Source organism: Calditerrivibrio sp., from assembly GCF_049968475.1.
Taxonomy (GTDB): domain Bacteria; phylum Chrysiogenota; class Deferribacteres; order Deferribacterales; family Calditerrivibrionaceae; genus Calditerrivibrio; species Calditerrivibrio nitroreducens_A.
The window spans coordinates 23,051-45,406 of sequence record NZ_JBMFQS010000006.1 but is presented as its reverse complement, the minus strand read 5'-3'; the positions used below and the strand labels follow the sequence as shown (position 1 = coordinate 45,406).

Sequence of the window (22,356 nt, the reverse complement as noted above, 5' to 3'; positions counted from 1 at the left end):
CTATGCAAAACATTGTGGAATTATTAGATAAGCCTCTTGATGAGGTTAATTTTGTAGTGTTTGATCTTGAAACCACAGGATTAAATCCTGACAATGGGGATCAGATAATCGAGATGGGGGCTTTTAAAATTGAAGAAGGTTTTAAATTGATCAGGGATCCTTTTCACACAATGGTAAAACCTGACATTTTCATCCCCAACGAAATACATGGTATTACCGAGATGGAGCTGAAAAATGCCCCTGATATATGCACTGCTTTGTATGATTTCATAGACTTTTCGAGAGGATCTGTCCTCGTAGCCCATAAAGCTTCCAAAGATATTGCTTTTTTGAGGGCTGCTATGCGGGAATACCTTATCGATGATAGTTTTGATTTTTTGGTAATCGATACCATCAAGTTTTCCCAGAGGCTATACCCTGACTTCAAATATCACAATCTTGACTACTTGATAGAAAAACATCACGTATCCATCAATTCAAAATTTAAGCGCCACAGGGCTGTTTACGATGCCGAAGCCACCGCAAAGATCTTTTTAAAAATGATCCGAAAAATTTTCAATGAACGATGTTATCTGCTATCTGAACTATTTGAGTTTATTTCGAAATAAAAATATATATGTAAAAAAATTTACACACTTGAATAAAAAAAATAATTGATATAATGTAAAAAATATGAAAAAACATCTTATCTTAATGTTATGCATACTTATCTTTGGGGCATGTGAAAAATCCAAAGATATTTTCACTTCCAGTAGTGAAAAACCTGTGGTGGTAATAGGTAATGATAAATACTATCAAAAAGATATCATTGAATTTATCTATTTTGAGCTTCCAGACATAGACCCTTCTACGCTAAAAGACAGGGATTTCAAAAAACAGATGATAAATGAATTTATAAAACATAAGCTTCTTCTTATGGAGGCTAAAAAAGCAAAACTTACCGTTGATAAAAAAGCATTGATGGATATAGCCAGTAAATTAACAACCAATAATACCCCAAAAGGAATAGACAAAAAATACGAAAAGCTGATGGAAGAAAAGTTATTAGCCAAGAAATTTTTCGAAGATAAAATAAAATCTGAGATAAAAATCAGCGAAGAAGAACTGAAGTCTTATTATGAAGAATTCGTAAAAACCAGGCAATCCAAAGTCTACTACCATATCTACCAAATCATAAATGAAGATAAACATAAGATCGAAGAGGCATACAAACTTCTAAAATCAGGTAAAAGCTTTGAGGATGTGGCAAAAGAATACTCAACAGGCCCTGAGGCGGAAAATGGTGGAGACATGGGAATTGTAGATATTGAAAATTTCCCACCAGTCTTTGATATGGTAAAAAACATGAAGCCCAACGAGTTATCCAAAATCGTTACCTCTGAATATGGTTATCATATAATCCTGCTAAAAGAAACTATATCCTCCGATAAACCATCATTTGAAGAGATCAAAGATCTTTTGCTGGATGAACTTATTGCAGAGAAAAAGGATCAATACTTAGAAAATTATCTTAAGGAGAAGATGAAGGATGTTAAAGTCGAAATTAACCCTGATTTTGATTTTGCTGTTGACAATAGCACAACAGAGCAAAAGTGAGATTATTAATAGAATTTTAGCTGTAGTAGGAAACAATATTATTACACAATATGAGGTGGAATCATTTAACCCAAACAGGGTAAAAGAGATATACTCCATCCAGGATGAGGATAAAAGATCACAGGCCATAAAGACATATTACAAAAATGTACTTGATTTTTTAGTGGAGCAATACACTCTTCAGGAGATTGGTAAAAAGTACAATGTGGTTGTGACTGAAAAAGAGGCTGAGGAAGCGATAGATGATATCATAAAGAGAAATAATATAACTGTAAAGGATCTTGAGGAAGCCCTCGCAAAAGAGGGGATCACAATGGCACAATATAGATGGCAGATAAAAATGGATATATTAGCCACAAGGCTCAAAAGTAGAGTTATAAATCAACTTGTGGTAATCACCGAAAACGACATAAAAAAGTATGTGGATGAACATCAAAAAGAGATAGGGAGTTATGATGAATATGAACTTCGATATATACTACTTAAAGATCGATCTAAACTATCAGATGTGAGAAAGCTGATAAAGGAAAAAGGGGTTATTGCCGCCGCCATTCAACTTTCGGAAGATAAAACGGGGAAAAATGGTGGATACTTGGGTTTGGTAAATATCGAACACCTCACAAAAGATATCAAAGAGAAGATAAAAGATCTCAAACCAAAAGAACTTGTGGAAATAGAATCCAATAATGAAGTAAAGATATTTTACGTTGAATCGATAAAAAGCAGATACGACCTATCCAAAGAACAGAGGGAAAAGGTGATTGCAGCTCTTATGGATACAATGTACAAAGATGTATACAAAAGCTGGTTAGAGAAAAATAAAGAAACGATTTTTACCAGGTACCTTACATATTGATGAGGATTGACAAATTCTTAAAGCTTACAAATGTAATAAAACGTCGAACAGTGGCAAATGAGGTGGCTACCGACGGTTCCATCTTTATAAATGGAAAGTCCGTCAAACCTTCCTATTCCGTAAAAGTGGGGGATATAATCACGGTAAAAATGTGGAACTATGAAAAAACTGTGAGAATCCTTCAGATCCCCACCAAACAGATTGGAAAAAGTGACTTGGACAATTACTTGGAATTGATCTCATACAAAACCATAGATGTAAGAGACGAAATTAGAGAAGAAACCTCTGAAGATATATTTTAGATTTATTTATTTTCTATCTGAAAACAACCTATTCCTGCTATTCGTATTAAAGGATTTTCGAAAAAAGTGATATCCTTAATCATCCTTCTTTCAGAATGACAGGTACCTATGTAAAATATTACTTTGAAACTTGCATCTATAGATATAATCTGCTATATTTTATTACTAGGAGGTACATCATGTATACTCTAAAAAAGCCTACAATGGTGATATTGTTTATCTTGTATATGACTATAAATTTATACCCAAAGGAGGTAAAAGATATGACCGACATTCACTGGCTGGGACATGATACATTTAAGATTGTGGGGGAAAAAATTATCTACACCGATCCTTTTAAGATCAATAAACATGACAAAGCCGACATCATCCTCATCACCCACGAACATTACGACCACTGTTCACCGGAGGATGTAAAAAAATTGCAAACTGATGACACCGTTATCGTTACAGTGGCGGACTGTGCCAAAAAATTATCCGGCAAAATAAAAATCTTAAAACCCGGTGATAAAATTAACATAAACCAAATTGAGATAGAAGCAGTACCTGCCTACAATATTGACAAACAATTTCATCCTAAAAACAAAAACTGGGTTGGATTTATTTTCAAGATTGGAGGAAAAAGGATATACTTAGCAGGTGATACCGACAGAATACCTGAAATGAAAAGTTTTAAGAATATAGATATCGCTCTACTTCCTGTGTCCGGCAAATACGTAATGACTGCCGACGAAGCTGCAGAAGCAGCCCTTGATATAAACCCCAAACTTGCAATCCCGATGCATTACGACTCAATTGTTGGTAATATAAATGATGCAAAAAGGTTTGCCGATAAGCTGAAGGGGAAAATAGACGTAATGCTGTTAAACAGAGAATAACAAGTAAATAGAAATATTTCTACATAGATGAAAATCCTCCTCATACAACCTCCCATTGAGGATTACTACACCACCAGAATTAGAAGCTATCCCCTTGGGCTTTTGTTTATTGCTTCAAAAGTATCAGATATATGTGACGTGGAGATAGTGGATCTCAGGCAATCTAAGAAACCGATTAAAACCATTCCCCCATTCAAAGAATTAGACGATATATACAACACACACTATTCCCCCTTTTCGCTATTTCACACCTACCACCGTTTCGGTATGACGAATGAAGATATTAGACGTTTAATCTCCACCAAAAAACCTGACCTTATCGGAATAAGCTCCCTTTTTACCACCTATTTTGAGGAGGCAGTTGATATTGCAAAAATTGCAAAAGAAGTGGATAAATCTATAATCACTGTGATGGGTGGTAATCACCCAACCCTTTTTCCGGAAGAGGTACTCAGATATGACTGTGTTGATTTTATCATAAGGGGGGAAGGGGAATTGCCATTTAGAATGTTAGTGGAAAATATTAAAAAAGGTAAATCCTTAAATGATATACCTGGGCTATGCTACAAAAGCAATGGTAGTATGGAAATAAAAAAGATTTATTCAGATACAGATCGCAATTTAAGATTGAAGAGAGAAATGATCCAAAAAGATTTTTACAGATACGGCAAAGGGTTCATAGCCCCCACCCTGACGAGTAAAGGATGCCCCCATAGTTGCTATTTTTGCGGAAAACCAGCTGTAAAGTTTAAAAGATTTAATACCGAAGATATCAAAAATGATCTGGAAAAGCTTATGAATTTGGGATTTGACACCATCGATTTTGAAGATGACTATCTTGATCTCACCTCCCCCCACACAAAAGATATATTCAAGTGGCTATCAGATAAAAATCTGAGGTTAACTGCAATGAATGGCGTCATCCCTAAAATTGATAAGGACACCATAAATATAGTAAGAGATGCTGGTTTTCAGAGGATCAATCTATCTTTAGTGGATATGAGTGAACATATTCAAAAAGAGACAAATAGAGATCAATTTTCTGGATTCAATGAAATATTGGATGATTTTATTACGACAGGTATACCGATTGAAGTTCACTTTATTCTGGGACTTCCAGCCCAGACTGAAAATGATATCATAAACACGATGATTTATCTTGCAGAAAAAAAGGTGCTTTTAGGCTCCAGTGTTTATTACCTCTCTCCGGGTAGTCCTGCCTTTAAAAACTTTTTAAATGAACATGGAAGATTCAATTTAAAATATGCCCGTTCAAGCGCCCTATTACCATCAAATAACTTTTTTACACCCGTAAAACTTGCCACATACCTGAAACTATCGAGATTTATAAACTATGTAAAATCTATTCTGGATAGCACATCATCAGATTTATCGATAACAGATATATTAAAGGTAATAGAAAATAAAAACCCATTAGATTACGAAATCTTGAAATCCTTAATAATAGAAAAAAGACTTATCAGCTTTGAAAAGCACTCCAGAAAATTCAAAGCAGACCCCTTCGACAGAGATGCTGTATTAGGACTGCTTAATAAGTTAAAATTTATAAAAGGTTATAAATCAAACAATGGATGCCACTTTCGTTAAATATATGATTATACCCCCCTCCAGCCATACTAACCAAATCAAAGGATATATAACGATCTTAATTGATATAATTTTCTTTGATTTTTTTATTTTAGCTGTATAATTATATAAAATCTGGGAAAGTGGTTATGGTTTTTTCGTTTTACTACAATAGATATAAAATCTAGCTAATTTTTTATAAAGGGGGATAGCAATTATTGGGAGTGTGGAAATGATAAATAAGGTATTTTTTCTATTGATGTAAAGATATTTTATAAGGCAAACAAGGATTGCTATGTATATATCTTCCCCAGAGCATCGGATGGATCTGTTACGCTTCTTTTGCCAAATTCTGCATGAAAGATAATTTTATAAAAGAGGAAAAAATTATTTGAAGGTGTGAAATAAAGAAAAAAGGATAATAAACACATTTTCATCCTTGAAAAATATTACTAAAAATGTATAATATCACCAAAAATTGCTGGAGGAAGAATGAGCGAATTTATACAAAACATTATAGCCGAAAGATTAGGCGGTAAAATGTTCGGCAAAGACACAAAAATCTACAAATTTGAAAAAATCAAAAGGGCAAAGAGGGCTGCTCTTGAGGCAAATCCCGGTGCAGAATTGATAGATATGGGAGTAGGAGAGCCAGACGATATGGCTGATGCATCCATCGTCAATGTATTAAAGGTGGAAGCTGAAAAAAAGGAAAATAGGTTTTATTCAGACAACGGTATCCAGGAGTTCAAAGATTCCGCAGCTGAATATATGAAAAAAAGGTTTGGCGTAGATATAGACCCCATTACAGAAGTAAACCACAGCATAGGATCCAAGCCTGCCCTTGCTATGATCCCATTCTGCCTAATAAATCCCGGTGATTACGCCCTGATGACTGTCCCTGGCTACCCTGTCACCGGCACCATCACAAAATACCTTGGTGGTGAAGTTTACAACATGCCACTTTTAAAAGAGAATAATTTTCTTCCGGACCTCGATGCGGTGCCAGAGGATGTGGCTAAAAAAGCCAAAATATTGTATATTAATTATCCAAACAACCCCACAGGCGCCATCGCACCAGTAAGCTTTTTTGAAAAAGTGGTGGCTTTTGCCAAAAAATACAATATTGCAGTTATCCATGATGCCGCATACATTGAATTGACTTACGGAGAAAAGCAGGAGTCATTCCTATCCGTCCCAGGTGCAAAAGAAGTTGGTATAGAGATACATTCACTATCAAAATCTTTTAACATGACCGGCTGGAGAATGGCCTTTGTTTGCGGTAATGAAGTACTTGTGAAGGCATTTGCCACTGTGAAAGATAACAACGACTCCGGACAGTTTATCCCTATACAGAAAGCAGCAGCATACGCTTTGAGAAATCCACAAATTATATCCGGCATAACCACAAAATACCAGAGAAGATTGAAAAGAGTTGCGGATATTTTAAGAAGAAACGGTTTTTTTGTCAATGAACCAAAGGGTACCTTCTATCTCTATTTTGAAATCCCAAAAGGTACAAAAAGTGGTAGAAAATTTCAAAATGCCGAAGAATTCTGTGATTTCCTCATAAGGGAAAAGCTGATATCTTCAGTACCATGGGATGATGCCGGTCACTTTTTGAGATTCACAGTTACTTTTGAAGCAAAAGACATTCAGGATGAGGAAAGGATCTTAAACGAAATCGAAAAAAGACTCTCATCAGAAGAATATATTTTTTAACGAGGATTAAATGAAAATAGTATTTATGGGGACACCAGAGATGGCTGTCCCCACTCTTGAGATGATTTTAAAAGAGGGATTTGAGGTACCACTCGTCGTATGCCAGCCGGATAAACCAAAAGGTAGAGGCAACAAACTACAGCCACCTCCGGTAAAAGAGTTTGCCCTTGAACATAATCTTGAGGTATTTCAGCCGGAAAAGATTAAAAATAATCCGGAAGCAATAGAAAAAATCAGATCTTTAAAGCCAGATTTTTTAGTCGTCGTCGCATATGGGAAAATCCTCCCCAAAGATTTACTTGACATCCCCAATTTTGCCCCAATAAATGTTCATTTTTCTCTATTACCTAAATATAGAGGAGCTGCTCCGGTAAACTGGGCAATTATCAATGGGGAAAAAGAAACAGGGGTTGCCACAATGAAGATGGATGAAGGTTTAGACACCGGAGATATACTCCTTATGAAAAGTATACCCATAGAAAAGGATGACACCGCCATAACCCTATCGGAAAAACTTTCAAAACTTGGTGCGGATCTCTTAATAGAAACATTAAAAAATTATGATCATATAACCCCCACCCCCCAGGATCACGCCTCACATACCTATGCACCCATAATAAAAAAAGAAGATGGAAAAATAGATTTTACCAAACATGCAGAAGTTATTGAAAGGATGATCAGGGGTTTTCAACCATGGCCAACAGCCTACTGCTTTTACAAAGGAAAGATGGTAAAGTTTTTCAAAGCAGAAGTGGTAAGATCAGAAGGTAAACCAGGAGAAGTGGTGGAAGTGGATAAATCGACCTTTAAACTGGCATGTGGTGACAATTCCGGACTTAGAATACTTGAGCTTCAGATGGAAGGGAAAAATAGAGTTGACACAAAAAGCTTCCTGTCTGGCAACACCATAAATGTAGGGGACATGTTTGAATAACTTTTTATCACCCGAAAAGAAGCGGATTTTTATATTTTTCCTATTTTGCACATCTCTAATGGTGATATCATTTATAGGTCTTATATGGTATATTTCATATAAAGGTATAGGTGAAATTTCATCATTTTTAGGACTTGCATTTACTCTCATCGTGGCTACGCTGGGCATATTCCTATTCTTTTCAACTATGATACTTGTTTTTACAATGATCTCAGGAAAACAATCGAAGCTGAGTATTAAATTAAGAGGGCTGGTGACCAAACTTTTGTTCCCTATTGTCCTGAAAATTGCAAAGCTTTTCAAAATAGATAAAGACAAAGTTATAAGGTCCTTCATAGCTGTAAATAATGAATTAGTACTTGAGTCTGTAAGGGAAAGAGGTGTAAATAACCTGCTGATCCTTCTCCCCCACTGCATCCAGTTAGAAAACTGTGAACTAAAAATATCCCACAACATTCTTAACTGTAAAAAGTGTGGGAAGTGCGATATCGGAGATCTTGCAAAATTGTCAGAAAAGTATAATTTAAATATCAAGGTGGCAACTGGCGGTACTATTGCCCGAAGAATAGTAAAAGATACAAGACCTGATCTAATAATAGCAGTGGCCTGCGAAAGGGATATGCTAAGCGGAATACAGGACACCTTTCCGCTACCAGTAATAGGACTTATAAACGAAAGACCCTATGGTCCATGTATAAATACCAGAGTGAATGTAGCATTTATCGAAAAAACACTTGAAATAATAAATTACAGGAGGCAAGATGAACGGACTTAAAACTGCTTTGTTGATGACGTTACTTACAATTCTATTTCTATTTATAGGTAAAATGATAGGTGGACAAAACGGAATGGTCATAGCACTCATTATAGCATTGGGGATGAACTTTTTCTCCTACTGGTTTAGCGATAAGATCGTGTTATCGATGTATGGGGCAAAAGAGGTTACTGAGGCAGAAGCACCAAATTTATATAATATTGTCAGAAGGGTGGCCACCAGAGCTGGCATACCAATGCCAAAAGTGTACATCATGCAAAATCCAACACCAAACGCTTTTGCAACGGGTAGAAATCCAGATCATGCCGCTGTGGCTGTAACAACCGGAATACTGCAATTACTTGATTCTGAAGAGTTAGAAGGTGTTATTGCCCACGAAATCGCCCATATAAGCAATAGAGACATTCTCATAGGTACAATAGCAGCTACCTTTGCCGCCGCAATCATGTTTTTAGCGGACATGGCAAGGTGGGCAATGATATTCGGTGGTTCGAGACACGACGATGAGGATGGAGGAAGCCCATTTTCCGCCATAGCTGCAATTGTTGCCATGATCATAGCACCCCTTGCTGCTACCCTTATTCAGATGGCTATTTCCAGATCGAGGGAATACCTTGCGGATGAAACTGGGGCTAAATACTGTGGTAAACCACTTGCTCTTGCCTCTGCATTGAAAAAGATAGCATATGGTAATGAGATGATGCCGATGGATGCAAAGCCTGCCACTGCTCATATGTTTATAATGAATCCCCTCAGCGGAAACAGTATACTTCATCTGTTCTCAACTCATCCACCAATAGAAAAAAGGATAGAGCGTCTCCAGGCTATGGCCTCAGGTAGACTATAAAATTAGGGGGTCATCCCCCTATTTTACTTTAACTTATTAACTATGTTAAAAATATATCTCAATGGCAAAGAAACCCACATAAAAGAAGGTACCACCCTTCATCAAATTCGCAGACAATTTAAGCCTCAGGCTGATCTTATTATACTAAATAGTTTTCCAGCAAACGAGAATATGTTGATCGAAGATGGGGATCATATTTTTTTAATCAAAAAGTCTGAGATACCGTCGAAAGATGAGATGGAATATCTTCTTATTTCAAGACACACCCCCAATATTTATGAAAAACTGAAAAATGGATCTGTTGTGATAGCCGGAGTGGGGGGATTAGGTTCAAATATTGCGATTTCTTTAGCAAGGATGGGTATTGGTAGAATAAGATTCATAGATTTTGACATTGTAGAACCATCAAACTTAAACAGACAACAGTATTTTATCGACCAATTAGGAGAAAAAAAGGTATTTGCCCTATATGAAACTTTAAAAAGAATAAACCCTTACATAAATTATGAACCGGTGGATGCCTACATTGACGAAAATAACATGTTTGATTTGCTTTCAGGCTTTGATGTCGTTTTAGAAGCCTTTGATAAAGCAGAGGAAAAGGCGAAACTCACCAGGTTTATGCTTAAAAATATGACAGATTGCTTTTATATTGCAGCTTCCGGTGTTGCTGGATATTCTGATACTGAAAAAATTAAGATACTTAAGATAAAAGAAAAATTTTTTTTAGTAGGTGATCAGGAGTCTGAGGCAAAACCAGGTATGGGGCTAATGGCTCCGAGGGTGGCAGTGGCTGCTAATACACAGGCAAATCTTGCGGTAAGAATACTTTTGGGGGATATATGAAAATAAAAGTAAATGGTAATTATTTAGAGGTGGAAGATAATATCACTTTATCCAGATTAATTGAAAACCTAAAATTAAACAGTAAAAAAATTGTAATAGAATTAAATAGAAAAATAATTGATGAAAAAGATTACATCTTGACAGAAATTAAAGATGGCGATACAGTAGAAATTGTTCATTTCGTAGGTGGCGGTTAAGATATTTTTAAGACAAAAGCTCTACTGAAATATGAAATTTATTTAAATATGGGAAGGCATAAATGAAAAAGTATGTTTTAATTTTATTGATATCAGCATTCTTTATCTCCACGTCCTATGCAGATGTAACATATATAGACGAATCTGGATTAAACAAATTATTGCACCAGGGTTACAATAAGACAGTTTTGGTATTCTGGGCTACCTATTGCCCATATTGTAAGGCTCTGCTACAAACTATAAATGAAAACATCAACTACCTTAAAAAAAACAAAATCAATATAATAGCCATATCTGTGGATAAAAAGCCTTCCCTCGTTACTGAATTTGTGCAGAAAGTCAAATACCCTTTTAATTTTTATATCGACAAAGGTGATCTAAAAAGAAAGTTTAATGCCTACTACATACCGCTCACAGCGATATTTGATAAATATGGACATCTGGAAGATACCTTCCCGGGGAATAAACCGTTTTCAGAATTAAAAAGTTATCTGGAAGACTAAAATAAAAAAGGCGGGTCATCCCCGCCTTATCTATGTTTAGAATTCTATAGAGATATTAGCCTGTAATCTTGCTTCGTTTGGGTAATCTTTGTCATCATATGAACTTTTCTTACCAGAGATAGCTACACCAAGATCCGCTCTTATCAAGTAAAGATTTAGTCCCAATCCAGCTGTATACATATTACCGATGTCTGATTCGGCAATATTTCTATAGACTCCAGCTCTAAGAGCCAAAAATTTTAATACGTCCCACTCCAAACCTACACCAATATTTTGACTTTTGTAACCATCAACTGCTGTTTCATTCTTTGTTACGTCTGCATCAGCTGCAATAGTAAGTGTTTCAAAAGGGTTAACAGCAATCCCTAACCTACCTTGAGGTTTTACTTTGTAATCCCCACCATTTGGCCTGTCAAACTTAGGAGAGTTTAGATACTTTGCAACTGCCCCTATCTTGATCCAATTGTTTGGCATATATATGGCACCCAGATCGACTGCAAAATTGTTAGACTCCTCATATTTATCTTTGATCCTATCCACTATATCACTCGAATTATTGTTAAATATAGTTATCTTCTCCTCGTATACCCTTCCCTTTATTAGCTTAAGATTTACCCCAAAGGCAAGGGTGTCATTAACTGGATGACCATAGGTGATAGGGACTTCCAATAATCCGATACCGATGACATCGATACTACTTTGGTTTTTATCTATAGTATTACCATTTACAGAAGCATTTACAGAATCTGACACAAGATTTATGGCATTACTTACGTATGTAGATGGGATCCCTGAACTGCTCAGTTGGGAAGCAGCAGTATTTATTATATCTATAGCCTGATCTGATGTAAACCCTGCTGATTGAAGTGCTGATTGTAATGTTGAAATCGTGGAGCTTCCAAAATAGTTTTGTGCCGTAGAAGTAATAGAACTACTACCAGAGCCATCGTCTGTTGCATTTACGATGGCATTTTTTACAGTCGTACTATCTGTACTGTTGGTAAACCCCACATTCACTAAGTCAAGATTAGGCTTACCTGATGCTTCCACAAGACCGTATATCCCTATTCCAAATCTTTTAATCCTTGAGGCAACGGCTGCATTACCATTTAAGGTAAGAGCACCCCCTTTATCTCTGATTTTAGTCAAGTATGATAGAAGTTTAACAGCATTTTCAAAGTCGTTTCTAGTTAAGTTTGAGGAGCTGCTGGCGATGTTAGATAATGCATCATAATCGATTTTAGCAAGTTCATCGATCGTTTCACCCAAATCATTATTCAACCTTATCCCTGCACCAATTTGTGCATTGATGCCAAACCTCTTTTTCTCTAAGGTCTCTTTACCCTCTTTCCCATAAAATCCAAAAATCGCTGGGTTGTAATACTGGGCAGTTGCATCAATTGTGGATGCCACCCCAACACCACCCATACCAAGCTGCCTTGCACCTATCGGCTGAAACTCCAATGCATACGACGTCGAGCAAATTCCTAAAATCGATAAAACAGCAAGTAATCTTTTCATAAAAACCCCCTTATTTGTTATAACTATCACAAAAGCTGAAATAATCTACCGAAAACTACTTTATCTTTTCACTAATCTTTTAGTCATATAAAATCTATATTCACCATTCTCATAAGAATAAGATACCTCATCCACAAGCTTTTTTATTATGTAAAGCCCTCTGCCGGAGTCCTGGTTTTCAGGAATTTTGGAGATATCAACCTCTTTTTTTTCAAGCCTGAAGCCTTCACCGCAGTCTGTCACCTCAATTTTTAAAACATCCTTTTCAAGCTCTATTAAAAGCTTTACGGGTAGCTCCTCTTTTTCTTTGTTTCCATGTTTTATGGCATTCGCAATAGCCTCTGTTACGGCAAGATTAATTTTAAATGCCAGATCTTCAAAATCCACATTCCCCAACTCATCCCTTGCTTTTGTAATAAATGTCTCCACCATATCCCCTATTAATGGCAACAACTTAATGTTACTCGGCAAAGTAAGTTCTAATCTTATCATAGAGTTCATTTTTTTACCCTCAAATAATCTTCAATAGAGTAAAATATCTTAACAATACACGTAAGTCCTATGATATCAAGTATGCCTGTTATTCTACAATTTGCCCCAAGGAGTCCAAAAATTTTTCCCTTTTTCTTATACTTTTTATATAGCCCAGCAATTACACCTATACCGGAACTATCTATAAATTGTAACTGGCTTATATCTAAAATAAGATCCTTTTTATCATCTATCTTGTTAAGTAAAGTATTTATTTCATCAATATTGCTCACATCTATTCGTTTTATATTTATCCTGGCTATAATATAATCTTCATTTTCCACAAACTCTATCATAGACTCCTCTGACATATGACTACCTTTCTAAATATATTATAGCATATTTTTACTTTTTTGTTGAAATTATCTTCTTTTATTATATAAATTATATCAAAAATAGTTTAAAGGTGTGTTATGGAAAAAGTATATGTAATCGGTCATAAAAATCCCGATACAGACTCCATCTGCTCTGCTTATTGTTATGCATATCTAAAAAATACTATCGATACATCGAAACATTACATAGCTTCCAGATGTGGAAATCTAAATAGCCAAACAAGATATATTTTTTCAAAATTGAACTTAGAACCTCCAGTTTTTTTAAAAGATATCTATCCAAAAGTTTCCGATGTAATGACAAAGAATGTGTACGCAAATCATTTAAATGATCCATTATCAACTGTTATGAAGAATGTAAAAGAGTTAGGTATAAGGTTAACTCCTATAGTTGATGATAATAGAAAATATTTAGGGATTGCGAGTGTTTTCGAAATAGCTCAGTTTTTTGTCACTGAAGAGGACTCTAATAGACCTTTTTACACATTTAGACTGGATAATTTTGAAAAAACTATCGGAGGATATTTTCTCAAAAAGGGGGAAAAGGATGAATTTCTCGCCACAGTTATGATAGGAGCAATGCCTTTTGATAGATTCGTAAAAAGAATTGATGAAGTAGGACCAGAAAATACCGTACTTATCGTGGGTAAAAGAAGGGATATTATTGAGTATGCAATGAATAAAAATACACCCGCCATCATAGTTACAGGCATATCAAATATTAACGATTTTGACTTCGATTATTCTAAATATTCTGGATCTTTATTCATATCAAATTGTGACACTGCGGAATCCTTCAGACGAATTACCCTTTCTGTACCATGCAAGTCTGTAATGGGAACCACAAATACAATTAAACCTGATGATTACATTGATAATGCAAAGGAGGTTATGCTAAAAGAAAACAGAAGAGGATTACCTGTGGTTGATGAAAATGGCACCCTTGTGGGAATCATAACTCGATCAGATATCATAAAAAAGCCAGAAAATCAGATTATCTTAATGGACCATAATGAACTAACCCAGGCAATAGATGGTGCAGAATCGGCAGAAATCCTTGAAATAGTAGACCATCATAGATTAGGAACAATTAAAACCAAAAAACCTGTCACCTTTTTTGCAAAACCTGTGGGAAGTACCTGCACACTTGTGTATCAACAATATAAAATTAACAATGTGGCGATACCAACCAATATTGCATATCTTCTTGCTTCCGGAATTCTTGCTGATACCGTTATTTTAAAGTCTCCAACCGCAACAGATGAAGATAAAAAGGCATTAGAAGATCTATCCAAAATTGGAAATTTTGACTATATCGAATACGGAAAAGAGATCTTTTCTTCAACGGATAGTTTAAAAAATAGAACAGCTTCAGATATCATTAATGCAGATTTTAAAATGTATACAGAGTTTGGAATCTCTTTTGGGGTGGGTCAAGTGGAAGTGGTGAACATAGGTGAACTAAAAGAAGTTAAGCCAAACTTAATTTCAGAACTCGAGAATATCAAAACTAAAAATAATTTACATTTGGCAATGCTGCTTGTGACTGATATAATAACAGAAAATAGCATACTTCTCACAACAAAATATAAACCATTAGAAAAAATCATCAAATACAAAAAATTGGATGATAATTCATATGATTTGCCTGGCGTTTTATCGAGAAAAAAACAGCTACTTCCAGAACTTCTCAGGGCACTTGAAGACTTGACGAATAGATAATATTATTTTTTTTCACTAAATGTTAAAATAATATTAAAAAACTCAAAATAGACTCTTTTTTAGTATTGACAACATAATTAAAAATAGTTTATAGTTTAACACGATTAAAAAACAAAATTTCATAAAAATGAACAGGAGGCTTCAGACCAGATGAAAACCATTATTAATATTTGCGATAAGATTAGCGGTTTTTTTGGTTACATTGCAGCATGGCTAACTTCAGCTCTTGTACTTGTCATTATTTATGATGTATTCACGAGATATTTACTAAATAGCAGTAAAATTTGGATTCAGGAATTGGAGTGGCATATCTTTGCATTGGTAATCCTATTTGGAGCAGCATATACTCTAAGACAAAACGGCCATGTTAGGGTGGATATAATTTACTCTAAACTATCTCCCAGAAAAAGAGCTTTAATCGACCTAATGGGAGTTATTATCCTTCTGATACCATTTAGCATTTTTATAATATACACCTCAAAAGATTTTGTCATCTCCTCATGGCAATGTGGCGAAGGATCCCCAGATCCAGGAGGATTACCCGCAAGATACCTACTCAAAGCCATGATCCCTTTTTGCTTTATTCTCATGATAAACCAGGGGATATCTATGTTTTTAAAGGCATTATTAACCCTTAAGGGGGATACATCATATTACACAGAAAAAACAAAGCATTAGGAGCAAATGATGAGCGCATTGATATTATTCATAACCGTTTTTGGTGCTTTACTTTTAGGATTCCCTGTGGCTTTTACCCTTGGGGGAGTATCGATGATTTTAGGGTTAATAAACTTTGGACCTGAGCTTTTTAACCTGATGCCTCTCAGGATATGGGGTGGAGTTACAAATTTTGTTTTGGTGGCAATACCTCTTTTTGTTTACATGGGCGTGATGCTTGAAAAGTCAGGTATTGCAGAAGAAATGCTCGAAACGATGGCTTTGCTCTTTGGCAAGATCAGAGGTGGTATGGGAATATCTGTAATACTCGTGGGTGCAATGCTTGCCGCAGCCACAGGAATAGTCGGGGCCACCGTTGTCACCATGGGACTATTGAGCCTTCCTACTATGATAAAAAGAGGCTATAATATACCGTTATCATGTGGAATCATCTGTGCTGCAGGAACATTGGGGCAGATAATTCCACCGAGCGTTGCATTAGTAATAATTGCGAGTGTTTTCAACCTGTCCATTGGAGATATCTATCTTGGGGCATTTATCCCCGGTTTTTTACTTGTGGGATTATATCTTTTATATGTTATTGTTATAGCTATATTCAAAGGTGAACAGGTACCAGCAATGCCTGAAGAGGAACTTGCTAAATTTAAAAGTGATAATATGTTTAGAAGAATATTTTTTGCCTTTTTACTTCCTATGGCTCTTATTGTGGCGGTATTGGGTTCCATATTCGCAGGGATAGCTTCCCCCACAGAATCAGCTGCTGTTGGAGCCTTCGGTGCCACTCTACTTGCTCTTGCCAAAAGAAGCTTAAGTTATGAAAAAGCAATGGCGGTAATGTATGATACGATGAACCTTACCGCAATGGTATTTACCCTTTTAATTGGAGCAACAGCTTTCGGTCTTGTTTTCAGAGGAATGCATGGGGATACGTTTATTATAGAATTCATAGAAAAGACAAATATGAGTCCCACTACATTTTTGATCATGGTAAACGTCTTGATTTTCATAGCTGGCTTCTTCATAGATTACATTGAAATCTCCTTTATAGTTCTGCCAATAGTAGGACCTATTTTCCAGAGTATGGGTCTTGACCTACTATGGATAGGGGTCCTTATTGGACTTAATTTTCAGACGAGCTTCCTTACCCCACCATTTGGATTTTCATTATTCTATCTACAAAGTGTAGCCCCAAAAGAGGTTACAATAAATCACATATATAAAGGGATAGTCCCTTTTATAATACTTCAGGTTATAGCTGTAGGAATACTGATATACTATCCTCAGCTTGCTCTGTGGCTGCCTAGGGTATTATCAGAATAAAATAAAAAGCCGGGAAACCCCGGCTTTTTTATTACATAATAGACGTATAGTATGGTATCTCAGAGATTTTTGCCCAAGCGTCAACTTTTTTACTGAAAGCAGTGAAATGATCAAATACCTTTTTGGATATCGGATCTTTGGATGTAATTTCAGAGATAACTTCCACTGAAGCTTTTCTGAATGATTCCATAACATCTTTTGGGAAAGGTTTAAGATTAACTTTGTGTTCGTGAGTCAGTTTATATAAGTACTCGTTATTTTTGGATTCAAATGTGGCGAGCATCCATGCATTTGATCTATACATTGCGGTGGTGATTATCTCCTGTAAGTCTTTTGGTAACGCATCATAAGCTTTTTTATTCACAAAAGACTCAAGTACTGTACCTGGCTCATGCCATCCTGGGTAATAGTAAAATTTTGCAACCTTGTAAAATCCCATCAGATAATCATGGTATGGTCCAACCCATTCGGTGGCATCTATTACCCCTCTTTCAAGGTTTGAGTAGATCTCACCGCCAGCCACATTTATGGATGAACCACCAAGCTTGGTAATAACTTTTCCACCAAGACCAGGGATCCTCATTTTAAGACCTTTAATATCTGCCACTGATTTTATCTCTTTTCTGAACCATCCCCCCATCTGAACCCCTGTATTTCCAGCTGCAAATGGTTTAAGATTGAACGCTGCATATACTTCATCCCAGAGCTGCTGGCCACCACCAGCATAAAGCCAGGCATTCATACCTTGAGCATTTAATCCAAATGGAACGGCCGCAAAAAACTGAGCCGCCTGAGACTTACCAGCCCAGTAGTATGATGCTCCATGACCCATCTCCACAGTACCAGAACTAACTGCATTGAATGCTTCCAGAGCTGGAACTAGCTCACCTGCACCATAAACCTGAATCTTCAATCTTCCTTCTGACATTGTTTCTATCCATTTTGCAACCATTACAGCCCCCTCACCCATAACCGGGAAATTAGGTGGCCATGTTGTTACCATTTTCCAAAGGTATTTCTGAGACGCGTGAATAGCTGGTGCCCCTATTGTCATTGCTGCACCGGCGGCAGTGGCTGCTCCAGCAGTTTTTAAAAACTGTCTTCTTGTTACTTTTTTACTCATAGTTAACCTCCAGTGTTTAAGTTACGCTTAATTATAATACATCATTTGAAAAAATCAAGTATAAAATCATTCTCTTGAAAAAAATCTTAATATTGTTTAATATCTTTTAAAAAAGTTTGGAGAGGATATGAACCACTCACATTATGTAAATCCACTTACAGAAAGATATGCAAGCTCGGAAATGATGGAGCTTTTTTCCCCTTTGAAAAAATTTATTACATGGAGAAAGCTATGGGTAGCTCTTGCCGAAACAGAAAAGGAGCTTGGGCTTAATATCACAGATGAACAGATAGAGGAGATGCGTAACAATTTAAATAACATAGATTTTGAATATGCCAAAGAGATGGAAAAGAAATTTAGACATGACGTAATGGCGCATGTGCATACCTTTGGTAAAGTCTGCCCCAAAGCAATGCCAATAATTCACCTCGGTGCCACAAGCGCTTACGTAGGGGACAACACAGACCTTATCATCATGAAAGAGGGGCTAAACCTTATCAAAAAACAGATGGTCAACCTGATACACAATCTTAAAGAATTTGCATTAAAATACAAAAACTTACCAACTCTCGGTTTTACACATTTTCAGCCAGCTCAGCTGACAACAGTGGGTAAAAGAGCCTGCATCTGGCTTCAGGATTTTTTACTCGACTTTGCAGATCTTGAATACGTTTCATCCAATCTAAAATTTAGAGGTGTAAAAGGTACCACAGGAACTCAGGCATCTTTTCTGTCTCTTTTCAATGGTGATCATGAAAAGGTTAGAATGCTTGACAGACTTGTTTCCCAAAAAATGGGTTTTGACAAAGTGCTTACTATAACAGGTCAAACATATACGAGAAAACAGGATACACAGGTGCTTAAAGTCCTAGCCGGCATTGCCGAATCTGCCCATAAAATGGCCACAGATATAAGACTTCTGCAAAACCTCAAAGAGGTTGAAGAACCATTTGAAAAGCACCAGATAGGTTCAAGTGCCATGGCATACAAGAGAAATCCGATGCGAAGTGAAAGGGTCTGCTCCCTTGCAAGACTCGTCATCACAAATTCCATCAACCCATATCTAACCCATGCAACACAGTGGTTTGAAAGAACCCTTGACGATTCGGCAAATAGAAGAGTAGTAATACCGGAATCCTTTTTGGCTATAGATGCCATTTTACAGCTTTTAATCAATATCACAGACGGACTTGTGGTTTATAAAAAAATCATAGAAAAGCATATCATGGATGAGCTACCATTCATGGCTACAGAAAATATCATTATGGAATCAGTAAAAAGAGGTGCCGATAGGCAAAAGATGCATGAATTGATCCGCAAGCATTCAATGGATGCTGGTAGAATCGTGAAAATGGAAGGTGGTCAAAACGATCTTCTGGATCGCCTTGCAAATGATGAAAATATCCCCCTCAGCAAGGAAGAGATTTTAAAAATTATTAATCCATTAGATTTTATTGGTAGAGCACCACATCAGGTGGAAGAATTTATTAATGATGAAGTTAATCCAATTTTAGACCAATACAGAGATCTTTTGGGTGTAAAAGTGGAAATAAAAGTATAACTTATGGCTAAATATCTATTTTTTTTGTTAATTGGATCGGCACTGGGCTTTGCCACAAAACAGATTGACATAAAAGGGGCAAATAAGTGGATCTTGAACTTTAGCGTAATTATACTACTTTTTTTCATGGGTATCGGTATAGGAAAAGACCCCGATTTGAAAATAAAGATTTTAAATTTCGGATTTATTGCATTTATTATATCCTCATTAGCAGTTTTTTTTAGCATTACTTTTGTGTATGCAATTGTAAAACTTTTCGGAAAACAGAAATGATCTTTTTAATGATTATTGCAGTGATCTCAGGAGCTATTTCATCCCAATTAAATCTTCTACCTCACTTTTTTTTATCCTATTCATCCGATATTACCGACTACGCTCTTTATTTACTTCTTTTTATTGTGGGGTTTGATATAGGTAGAGATACTGAAGCACTGAAAAGACTATTCACCGCCGATAGATACGCTTTTTTAATTCCCCTTGGGACTATAATTGGAACCCTTTTTGGAGGATTTGTCGCATCCTTTTTAATACCAATAAGTATCAAACACTCTATGGCTATTGCTTCCGGTTTTGGATGGTATTCGCTATCTGCTGTTATCATATCCAAATCTGCAGGTTCAGATCTTGGTTCCATCGCTTTCCTATCAAATGTTTTCCGGGAATCGATGAGCATTCTGGCAATACCTATAATTTCAAAATATTTGGGCCCTTTTATAGCCATACCTCCGGCAGGCGCCACATCAATGGACACCACCCTGCCAATAATTCAAAAGTATGCCGGTGATGAAGCGGCGGTAGTAGCTTTCCTGCATGGTTTTATATTAAGTGCCCTGGTACCGGTATTTGTATCTTTTTTCCTTGAGCTTTAAACAATATCTCTTATTCTTATCTGTAGATATCTATTATTGTTGTACTCATTGATTATAGGAACACCTATGATATTTAATTTATCTGTGATCTTTTGTTCATCCCCATTAAACCATACCCCCCTGATAGTACGACCATCCTGTCGTAGATTTATACTATAATGATTCCCATCCCCCATTTTCCTAAAATCGATAACCTCCACATTTGTGAATAAAAATTTAGGCATCTCATTACCATATCCAAACGGCTCCATCTTTTTAATGTAATCAATTAGCTCAAAATTTATATCTGCAAAACTCAACTCCATATCATAACATATTTTTTTTCTATTATCTATATTTAGATCTTGTAAGATACCTGTATATGCTTCCACAAAAACCTCAAAATCCTCCTCATATATGGATAACCCACATGCCTTCACATGCCCCCCATATCTTATCATCAACCCTGGATATTGCCTATCGATCTCCACCAGTAGTTCATGTAGATTCAGATCATCGGTGGATCTGCCGGAGCCACTTATTATCCCACCATCATCTTTCCTACCAACACTTGTACCGAATATTATCGTTGGTAGATTGAATCTTTCCACAAGACGTGAAGCAACAATCCCTATTACCCCTTTGTTCCAGCTACTTTTATAAAGGCATATACCATATTTAGGAATCTGGGGTATTAAACAGAGTGCCTCTTTGAATATCTCATCACATTCCTTTTTTCTTGCCTGATTGATTTCTTCTAAGATTTTGGCGTATTTTGCTGCAGTATCTTCACAATTTTGCATCAACAGATAATAGCTGGTATCAGCAATATCAAGCCTACCACTTGCATTGATTCTGGGCCCTATTATAAAACCTATATGGTAAGAATTTAAAGCAGATTTTAAACCAGATACATTAATGAGTGCTTTGACACCTTCTGATGGGGTCTCATTTATCACTTCTAAACCATTTTTTACCAATATCCTATTATCTCCAATAAGTGGGACAATGTCGGCAACGGTGGCAATCGCCACATGTTCCAGATATTTCTTTAAATCAACGCTATCAAGACCCCACAATACTTTTAAAACATGTATCAATTTAAAAACCACACCACAGCCGCAAAGATGGTAATCACCTTTCTCTTCTGTGGAGGATAATTTAGGATTTATAACTATATCAGCAGAAGGGATCTTGTCCTGTGGTAGATGATGGTCTGTAATGACAACAAAGACTCCAAGTTGCTTCAAATACTCCACTTCATCCACAGACCCAATTCCACAATCAAAAGTGATAAGCATATCAAAAGGGTTTGACTTAAATTCCTTCTTGATCTTTTCAAGATTAAGCCCGTATCCATCTTTAAATCTATCCGGAATCACCACCTTATAATTTTTAATCCCCACATCATTTAAAAACCTGCTGAAAACAGCTGAAGATGTCACACCATCCACATCGTAGTCACTGTAAAGTAATATTAATCTGGATTGCTTCAATTTTTCAACGATTAATCGAGCCTGATCTATAGATACAAGGTTTGTTGACTTTTCGAGATACTTAGGCTTAGGATTGAAGTACCGTTCAAAATCTCTGATGCCCCTTGATTTCAGTATCTTCTCAATTATCTCCTGCGGTGTCATATTGGAATAAAAAAATTGGGTGAAGATCCCTTCA

25 protein-coding genes are annotated in these 22,356 nt (G+C 36.2%); 20 read left to right on the top strand and 5 right to left on the bottom strand.

Going from position 1 to position 22,356, the window contains the following annotated elements; all coding sequences use genetic code 11:
• Window positions 1–2: 2 nt before the first annotated feature.
• From ACP5Q2_RS06575 to ACP5Q2_RS06510, 14 genes are all read left to right on the top strand, one after another.
• Window positions 3–608, top strand: coding sequence for a 3'-5' exonuclease (locus tag ACP5Q2_RS06575; RefSeq protein ID WP_428098448.1), 606 nt, complete (start codon window positions 3–5; stop codon window positions 606–608).
• A 64-nt stretch (window positions 609–672) separates the two neighbouring features.
• Window positions 673–1,596: a peptidylprolyl isomerase gene (locus ACP5Q2_RS06570; RefSeq protein WP_428098446.1), complete on the top strand. Its 924-nt coding sequence runs from the start codon at window positions 673–675 to the stop codon at window positions 1,594–1,596.
• Complete coding sequence (locus ACP5Q2_RS06565) at window positions 1,568–2,452, top strand: peptidylprolyl isomerase (RefSeq protein ID WP_428098443.1); 885 nt, start codon at window positions 1,568–1,570, stop codon at window positions 2,450–2,452. Before ACP5Q2_RS06570 ends, ACP5Q2_RS06565 begins: the two co-directional genes overlap by 29 nt.
• Window positions 2,452–2,754, top strand: a complete 303-nt coding sequence (locus tag ACP5Q2_RS06560; protein WP_424605147.1) for an RNA-binding S4 domain-containing protein — start codon at window positions 2,452–2,454, stop codon at window positions 2,752–2,754. The genes ACP5Q2_RS06565 and ACP5Q2_RS06560 overlap by 1 nt, the downstream gene beginning before the upstream one ends.
• A gap of 179 nt (window positions 2,755–2,933) precedes the next feature.
• Window positions 2,934–3,632 carry an MBL fold metallo-hydrolase gene (locus ACP5Q2_RS06555; protein ID WP_424605148.1) on the top strand — a complete coding sequence of 233 codons (699 nt, stop codon included), beginning with the start codon at window positions 2,934–2,936 and terminating at the stop codon, window positions 3,630–3,632.
• 27 nt (window positions 3,633–3,659) lie between these two features.
• Entirely contained in the window at window positions 3,660–5,240 is a 1,581-nt protein-coding gene (locus ACP5Q2_RS06550; RefSeq protein WP_428098440.1) for a B12-binding domain-containing radical SAM protein, read from the top strand.
• 225 nt (window positions 5,241–5,465) lie between these two features.
• Window positions 5,466–5,579 carry a DUF4384 domain-containing protein gene (locus ACP5Q2_RS06545; protein ID WP_428098598.1) on the top strand — a complete coding sequence of 38 codons (114 nt, stop codon included), beginning with the start codon at window positions 5,466–5,468 and terminating at the stop codon, window positions 5,577–5,579.
• Between the two features lie 132 nt (window positions 5,580–5,711).
• A complete protein-coding gene (locus ACP5Q2_RS06540; protein WP_424605150.1) occupies window positions 5,712–6,941 on the top strand; it encodes an LL-diaminopimelate aminotransferase in 1,230 nt (409 codons plus the stop codon).
• A gap of 10 nt (window positions 6,942–6,951) precedes the next feature.
• Window positions 6,952–7,875, top strand: coding sequence for a methionyl-tRNA formyltransferase (fmt, locus tag ACP5Q2_RS06535; protein ID WP_424605151.1), 924 nt, complete (start codon window positions 6,952–6,954; stop codon window positions 7,873–7,875).
• Window positions 7,876–7,933: 58 nt separating this feature from the next.
• A complete protein-coding gene (locus ACP5Q2_RS06530) occupies window positions 7,934–8,650 on the top strand; it encodes a DUF116 domain-containing protein (RefSeq protein WP_428098436.1) in 717 nt (238 codons plus the stop codon).
• A complete protein-coding gene (gene htpX / locus ACP5Q2_RS06525; RefSeq protein WP_428098434.1) occupies window positions 8,637–9,497 on the top strand; it encodes a zinc metalloprotease HtpX in 861 nt (286 codons plus the stop codon). The genes ACP5Q2_RS06530 and htpX overlap by 14 nt, the downstream gene beginning before the upstream one ends.
• Before the next feature lie 42 nt (window positions 9,498–9,539).
• Window positions 9,540–10,343, top strand: coding sequence for a sulfur carrier protein ThiS adenylyltransferase ThiF (gene thiF, locus ACP5Q2_RS06520; RefSeq protein WP_428098431.1), 804 nt, complete (start codon window positions 9,540–9,542; stop codon window positions 10,341–10,343).
• Window positions 10,340–10,540: a sulfur carrier protein ThiS gene (gene thiS, locus ACP5Q2_RS06515; RefSeq protein WP_424605155.1), complete on the top strand. Its 201-nt coding sequence runs from the start codon at window positions 10,340–10,342 to the stop codon at window positions 10,538–10,540. Before thiF ends, thiS begins: the two co-directional genes overlap by 4 nt.
• 62 nt (window positions 10,541–10,602) lie before the next feature.
• Window positions 10,603–11,043: a TlpA family protein disulfide reductase gene (locus ACP5Q2_RS06510; protein WP_428098428.1), complete on the top strand. Its 441-nt coding sequence runs from the start codon at window positions 10,603–10,605 to the stop codon at window positions 11,041–11,043.
• A gap of 36 nt (window positions 11,044–11,079) precedes the next feature.
• Here the strand turns inward: ACP5Q2_RS06510 and traF are convergent, their stop codons facing one another.
• Genes traF through ACP5Q2_RS06495 form a run of 3 tightly spaced genes read right to left on the bottom strand, consistent with a single transcriptional unit; the run spans window position 11,080 to window position 13,406 of the window.
• Entirely contained in the window at window positions 11,080–12,564 is a 1,485-nt protein-coding gene (gene traF, locus ACP5Q2_RS06505) for a conjugal transfer protein TraF (RefSeq protein WP_428098425.1), read from the bottom strand.
• Between the two features lie 60 nt (window positions 12,565–12,624).
• Entirely contained in the window at window positions 12,625–13,056 is a 432-nt protein-coding gene (locus ACP5Q2_RS06500; protein ID WP_424605158.1) for an ATP-binding protein, read from the bottom strand.
• A gap of 5 nt (window positions 13,057–13,061) precedes the next feature.
• Window positions 13,062–13,406, bottom strand: a complete 345-nt coding sequence (locus tag ACP5Q2_RS06495; RefSeq protein WP_428098422.1) for an STAS domain-containing protein — start codon at window positions 13,404–13,406, stop codon at window positions 13,062–13,064.
• Window positions 13,407–13,508: 102 nt separating this feature from the next.
• Here ACP5Q2_RS06495 and ACP5Q2_RS06490 point away from each other — a divergent pair, with 102 nt between their 5' ends.
• From ACP5Q2_RS06490 to ACP5Q2_RS06480, 3 genes are all read left to right on the top strand, one after another.
• On the top strand, window positions 13,509–15,152 hold the full coding sequence (locus ACP5Q2_RS06490) for a putative manganese-dependent inorganic diphosphatase (protein WP_428098419.1): 1,644 nt from the start codon (window positions 13,509–13,511) through the stop codon (window positions 15,150–15,152).
• Between the two features lie 150 nt (window positions 15,153–15,302).
• Window positions 15,303–15,830, top strand: a complete 528-nt coding sequence (locus ACP5Q2_RS06485; RefSeq protein WP_428098417.1) for a TRAP transporter small permease subunit — start codon at window positions 15,303–15,305, stop codon at window positions 15,828–15,830.
• 9 nt (window positions 15,831–15,839) lie between these two features.
• Window positions 15,840–17,150 carry a TRAP transporter large permease gene (locus ACP5Q2_RS06480; RefSeq protein ID WP_428098414.1) on the top strand — a complete coding sequence of 437 codons (1,311 nt, stop codon included), beginning with the start codon at window positions 15,840–15,842 and terminating at the stop codon, window positions 17,148–17,150.
• A 31-nt stretch (window positions 17,151–17,181) separates the two neighbouring features.
• On the opposite strand, the gene ACP5Q2_RS06475 is transcribed toward ACP5Q2_RS06480, so the two are convergent.
• Window positions 17,182–18,273 (bottom strand): TRAP transporter substrate-binding protein, encoded by a 1,092-nt coding sequence (locus ACP5Q2_RS06475; RefSeq protein WP_428098411.1) that lies wholly within the window; start codon window positions 18,271–18,273, stop codon window positions 17,182–17,184.
• A gap of 127 nt (window positions 18,274–18,400) precedes the next feature.
• On the opposite strand from ACP5Q2_RS06475, the gene purB reads away from it, so the two are divergent.
• From purB to ACP5Q2_RS06460, 3 genes are read left to right on the top strand one after another with little or no spacing between them, the layout of a single operon-like run.
• A complete protein-coding gene (purB, locus tag ACP5Q2_RS06470) occupies window positions 18,401–19,834 on the top strand; it encodes an adenylosuccinate lyase (protein ID WP_428098408.1) in 1,434 nt (477 codons plus the stop codon).
• A gap of 3 nt (window positions 19,835–19,837) precedes the next feature.
• Window positions 19,838–20,107: a LysO family transporter gene (locus ACP5Q2_RS06465; RefSeq protein ID WP_428098405.1), complete on the top strand. Its 270-nt coding sequence runs from the start codon at window positions 19,838–19,840 to the stop codon at window positions 20,105–20,107.
• Window positions 20,108–20,115: 8 nt separating this feature from the next.
• On the top strand, window positions 20,116–20,703 hold the full coding sequence (locus ACP5Q2_RS06460; protein ID WP_428098402.1) for a lysine exporter LysO family protein: 588 nt from the start codon (window positions 20,116–20,118) through the stop codon (window positions 20,701–20,703).
• On the opposite strand, the gene recJ is transcribed toward ACP5Q2_RS06460, so the two are convergent.
• Window positions 20,700–22,322 carry a single-stranded-DNA-specific exonuclease RecJ gene (gene recJ, locus ACP5Q2_RS06455; RefSeq protein ID WP_428098400.1) on the bottom strand — a complete coding sequence of 541 codons (1,623 nt, stop codon included), beginning with the start codon at window positions 22,320–22,322 and terminating at the stop codon, window positions 20,700–20,702. The two genes, ACP5Q2_RS06460 and recJ, sit on opposite strands and share 4 nt — an antisense overlap.
• Window positions 22,323–22,356: the final 34 nt, after the last annotated feature.

Coding starts and splice junctions, on each gene's coding strand:
- ACP5Q2_RS06575 (WP_428098448.1), top strand. CDS start 3: ATGCAAAACATTGTGGAATTATTAGATAAGCCTCTTGATGAGGTTAAT.
- ACP5Q2_RS06570 (WP_428098446.1), top strand. CDS start 673: ATGAAAAAACATCTTATCTTAATGTTATGCATACTTATCTTTGGGGCA.
- ACP5Q2_RS06560 (WP_424605147.1), top strand. CDS start 2,452: ATGAGGATTGACAAATTCTTAAAGCTTACAAATGTAATAAAACGTCGA.
- ACP5Q2_RS06555 (WP_424605148.1), top strand. CDS start 2,934: ATGTATACTCTAAAAAAGCCTACAATGGTGATATTGTTTATCTTGTAT.
- ACP5Q2_RS06550 (WP_428098440.1), top strand. CDS start 3,660: ATGAAAATCCTCCTCATACAACCTCCCATTGAGGATTACTACACCACC.
- ACP5Q2_RS06540 (WP_424605150.1), top strand. CDS start 5,712: ATGAGCGAATTTATACAAAACATTATAGCCGAAAGATTAGGCGGTAAA.
- fmt (WP_424605151.1), top strand. CDS start 6,952: ATGAAAATAGTATTTATGGGGACACCAGAGATGGCTGTCCCCACTCTT.
- ACP5Q2_RS06530 (WP_428098436.1), top strand. CDS start 7,934: ATGGTGATATCATTTATAGGTCTTATATGGTATATTTCATATAAAGGT.
- htpX (WP_428098434.1), top strand. CDS start 8,637: ATGAACGGACTTAAAACTGCTTTGTTGATGACGTTACTTACAATTCTA.
- thiF (WP_428098431.1), top strand. CDS start 9,540: ATGTTAAAAATATATCTCAATGGCAAAGAAACCCACATAAAAGAAGGT.
- thiS (WP_424605155.1), top strand. CDS start 10,340: ATGAAAATAAAAGTAAATGGTAATTATTTAGAGGTGGAAGATAATATC.
- ACP5Q2_RS06510 (WP_428098428.1), top strand. CDS start 10,603: ATGAAAAAGTATGTTTTAATTTTATTGATATCAGCATTCTTTATCTCC.
- traF (WP_428098425.1), bottom strand. CDS start 12,564: ATGAAAAGATTACTTGCTGTTTTATCGATTTTAGGAATTTGCTCGACG.
- ACP5Q2_RS06500 (WP_424605158.1), bottom strand. CDS start 13,056: ATGATAAGATTAGAACTTACTTTGCCGAGTAACATTAAGTTGTTGCCA.
- ACP5Q2_RS06495 (WP_428098422.1), bottom strand. CDS start 13,406: ATGTCAGAGGAGTCTATGATAGAGTTTGTGGAAAATGAAGATTATATT.
- ACP5Q2_RS06490 (WP_428098419.1), top strand. CDS start 13,509: ATGGAAAAAGTATATGTAATCGGTCATAAAAATCCCGATACAGACTCC.
- ACP5Q2_RS06485 (WP_428098417.1), top strand. CDS start 15,303: ATGAAAACCATTATTAATATTTGCGATAAGATTAGCGGTTTTTTTGGT.
- ACP5Q2_RS06480 (WP_428098414.1), top strand. CDS start 15,840: ATGAGCGCATTGATATTATTCATAACCGTTTTTGGTGCTTTACTTTTA.
- ACP5Q2_RS06475 (WP_428098411.1), bottom strand. CDS start 18,273: ATGAGTAAAAAAGTAACAAGAAGACAGTTTTTAAAAACTGCTGGAGCA.
- purB (WP_428098408.1), top strand. CDS start 18,401: ATGAACCACTCACATTATGTAAATCCACTTACAGAAAGATATGCAAGC.
- ACP5Q2_RS06465 (WP_428098405.1), top strand. CDS start 19,838: ATGGCTAAATATCTATTTTTTTTGTTAATTGGATCGGCACTGGGCTTT.
- ACP5Q2_RS06460 (WP_428098402.1), top strand. CDS start 20,116: ATGATTATTGCAGTGATCTCAGGAGCTATTTCATCCCAATTAAATCTT.
- recJ (WP_428098400.1), bottom strand. CDS start 22,322: ATGACACCGCAGGAGATAATTGAGAAGATACTGAAATCAAGGGGCATC.